The following is a 3767-nucleotide window of genomic DNA, read 5'->3' on the forward strand; positions in this document are numbered from 1 at the left end:
CGGCCGTGACGAGGGGGCCGACCTCCGGCCCGATGCGGTCGGCTACGGTCCGGTCAGCTCCGCGCACGAGGCAGCGATTGTGACCGGCGTATCCGTGACCGTGGGACTGTAGCGCACCGAGAGCGGCCCGAGGGGTCCTTCGGGCAGCACGCTCGTGTAGGTGACGGTTCGAGTCTGTCCGCGATCGAGCAGCACCGCGATGCTCTGGGCGTTCCGGCCGTCCTCCGTGCTGGTGCGCGCAAGATCCGCCGCATCGCCTTCAGCCGGGTCGACGCCGGCGATCGTCCCGCCCGGCGGCGCGAAGTAGAGCACGTCCAGGAGCATCGATGTCCCGCTGCCTCCGTAGCTCGGCGAGCGGAGGGAGAGGATGTGGTAGGTGAGGTCGTCGCGGTCCACGGAGTTCGTCATGGTGATGGATGTCGTGACGGTGCGGTCGGCGGCATTGCATGAGACCGCGACCGAGGTCGAGAGGTAGTACTCGAGCTTGCTGACGGCTGCGTCATTCAGAAAGATGCCCACTTCGGTCGTACTCTCGTTGTCGGCCTTCATGGCACCGTCGATTCCGAGTTCGCGCGCGACCGCTTCCTCCTCCTCGCGGCTGAACCAGCCGTACAGCCGCTCCTGATCGCCGGCTGCCGCGAAGACATCGAGCATCTTCATCAGGTCCCAGTCGCCTGAGACGAGCTTCTGGAACACCGTCGCCGAGGTGGCTGCGAAGAACGCGTCCGCCGGCGCCTGGTCGCCGGGGTTGCGCAGGTATGTGTCGCTCAGCAGGATCTGCAGCGCGTTGTCTGCGTTGACGTCGATGCCGTCAACCGTCACCCCCCCGGTCACCGAGAGGATGTCACTGAGCACGACCGGGTCGAGCGAGATCACCCCGTCGACACCGTAACCCGTCTTCGCTGCGATCGCCTGGAACATCCGCGCGGCCGTCGGGAAGTTCGGCGTCTTCGTGTAGTTCTGCGAGAACCGCGCGAACTCGTCGTCGTAGAGGGCGAGCGTGTCGGCGGGCAGGTCGAGATGCTGCACGCCGGTGAGTCCGGGAGACTCGAACGTGGTGGATCCGGTCTGCCCCTCGAGGGTGAGGTGCCCTCCGTCTGCACGGACGTATACGGCCGCGGCGCCCGCGCCGCCGGTGGCACGGATCTCGGCGTTGTTCTGGAAGATCACCAGGTAGGTTCTGGGCCCCTGTTCGCCGAGCATGGTCAGCGCGGTCGGCAGGACTGCCGTCGCCGTGTGCGCAACCGGCGCAGCCTGGTCGATCACCTCGATCACCTGGCCGACCGCGTCGTCCACGATCGGCAGCAGATCATCACGGTTGATGCCGGAGACCTTCCGCTGAGCCTCGGTGAACGCGGCATCCACCGCCGGGAGCGAGCCGAGCGCCTGACGGAACGGCTCGAGGTTGAAGCCTCCGCCTTCGAAGCGGATGTTCTCCCGCTGCATCGCGCCGAGGACGGTGAAGCTCGCCGGGAGCGCATCGCGCACGAGGAGGTGGGTGGCCTCGGTCGTGGAGCGGATCGCAGCGATGTTCTGCCCGACGAACGGGACCCACGACGCATACTCCCAGAGCGGCCCCTGCACGGTCTCGTCGGCGCTCGTCGTATACGCGAGCACGTCCGAGGCGACGGCGTCGAACTGCGCCTGGTCGCCGCTGCGCACGAGCTCGGTCACGCCGCCGAGCCGCGACTGGGCGGCTTCGAGATCGGCGCGCACATCCATGGCCTCTTCGAAGAACTTCGCGGCCATGAACCCGGCCACCACCAGCCCGGCGATCAGCAGCCCGACGATCCCGAGAACCCACGGCCACGCGCGGCGGCGCCGCCGACGGCGCGGTCGCTCGTCGATGAGGTCACCATTCGGGTGTGGTTCGGGCACCAGGGAATCCTAGCCAGACAAGCCCGGAAAGCGCCGTGAACGCCGGGTCGACGCCGGCGATCGTCGCGCCCGGCGATGGCATTGCACGACGACGGAGAGGGCCGGACCCTCAGGCCCGACCCTCTCAGGATCGCTTGCTGTCCGACTCGCGTCTACTTCAGGATCCGGTACTACTTGATGATCTTGGTGACCGTGCCGGCGCCGACGGTGCGGCCACCCTCACGGATCGCGAAGCTGAGGCCCTCCTCCATGGCGATGGGCTGGATCAGCTCAACGGTCATGTCGGTCGTGTCGCCGGGCATGACCATCTCGGTGCCCTCGGGCAGCGTGATGACGCCGGTGACGTCGGTGGTGCGGAAGTAGAACTGCGGGCGGTAGTTCGTGAAGAACGGGTTGTGACGGCCGCCCTCCTCCTTGGACAGGATGTACGCCGTGCCCTCGAAGTTGGTGTGCGGGGTGACCGAACCGGGCTTCACGACGACCTGGCCGCGCTCGACGTCGTCACGCTTGGTGCCGCGCAGCAGCAGACCACAGTTCTCGCCGGCCCAGGCCTCGTCGAGCTGCTTGTGGAACATCTCGATACCGGTGACGATCGTCTTCTGCGTCGGGCGCAGACCCACGATCTCGACCTCGGAGTTGATCGCGAGGGTGCCGCGCTCGGCGCGACCCGTCACGACGGTGCCACGGCCGGTGATCGTGAAGACGTCCTCGATGGGCATGAGGAACGGCTTGTCCTTGTCGCGCACCGGGTCGGGGATCGACTCGTCGACGGCTTCCATGAGCTCGACGATCTTCTCGGTCCACTCGGGGTCGCCTTCGAGCGCCTTCAGGCCCGAGACGCGCACGACGGGTGCGTTGTCACCATCGAAGCCCTGGCTGGAGAGCAGTTCGCGGACCTCGAGCTCGACCAGCTCCAGGATCTCCTCGTCATCGACCATGTCGGCCTTGTTCAGGGCGACGAGCAGGTACGGCACGCCGACCTGCTTGGCCAGCAGCACGTGCTCACGCGTCTGGGCCATCGGGCCGTCGGTGGCGGCGACCACGAGGATCGCGCCGTCCATCTGAGCCGCACCGGTGATCATGTTCTTGATGTAGTCGGCGTGGCCGGGGGCATCGACGTGCGCGTAGTGGCGCTTGGGCGTCTCGTACTCGACGTGCGAGATGTTGATCGTGATGCCGCGCTGACGCTCTTCGGGGGCGGAGTCGATCGACGCGAAGTCACGCTGCACGTTGGTGGCCGACGGGTACTTGTCGGCGAGCACCTTCGAGATGGCAGCGGTCAGCGTGGTCTTGCCGTGGTCGACGTGACCGATCGTTCCGATGTTTACGTGCGGCTTGGTCCGCTCGAACTTGGCCTTAGCCACTGGGTCCTCCTCAGGACGTTCATGTAGATGCGCCGGGCACTGGTTTGCGACCGGTTCTCTACGGGGATTGCTTCTACCTTAGTGATGTGTGTCTCGATACGCGCTGGCGCGCTACTCGACGACCGTTTTCAGTTGTGGAATGGATGCCGGGAGCCCGGCTCCCGGCATCCGTGACGGCTATTCGCCCTTGTTCTTCTGGACGATCTCGTCGGCGACGTTGCGGGGGACCTCGGCGTAGCTGTCGAACTCCATCGAGTAGACCGCGCGGCCCGAGGTCTTCGAACGCAGGTCGCCGATGTAGCCGAACATCTCCGACAGCGGCACCAGAGCCTTGACGACCTTGACGCCCTGGGCGTCCTCCATCGACTGGATCTGGCCGCGACGCGAGTTCAGGTCTCCGATGACGTCGCCCATGTACTCCTCGGGCGTGCGCACCTCGACGCCCATGATGGGCTCGAGGATCACGGGGTTCGCCTTGCGGGCGGCCTCCTTGAAGCCCATCGAGCCGGCGATCTTGAACGCCAT

2 protein-coding genes and 1 pseudogene are annotated in these 3767 nt (G+C 66.5%); all 3 read right to left on the minus strand.

The features are described from left to right. Nucleotides 1-42 precede the first annotated feature (42 nt). Nucleotides 43-1878 carry a DUF4012 domain-containing protein gene (locus tag QZV84_RS01945; protein WP_292824524.1) on the minus strand — a complete coding sequence of 612 codons (1836 nt, stop codon included), beginning with the start codon at nucleotides 1876-1878 and terminating at the stop codon, nucleotides 43-45. A gap of 170 nt (nucleotides 1879-2048) precedes the next feature. Next, nucleotides 2049-3242 (minus strand): elongation factor Tu, encoded by a 1194-nt coding sequence (gene tuf / locus QZV84_RS01950; RefSeq protein WP_292824526.1) that lies wholly within the window; start codon nucleotides 3240-3242, stop codon nucleotides 2049-2051. A 177-nt stretch (nucleotides 3243-3419) separates the two neighbouring features. Further along, nucleotides 3420-3767, minus strand: a pseudogene (gene fusA / locus QZV84_RS01955) (elongation factor G); the annotation flags it as partial.

It is taken from the genome of Microbacterium sp. (assembly GCF_011620715.1).
Taxonomy (GTDB): Bacteria; Actinomycetota; Actinomycetes; order Actinomycetales; family Microbacteriaceae; genus Microbacterium.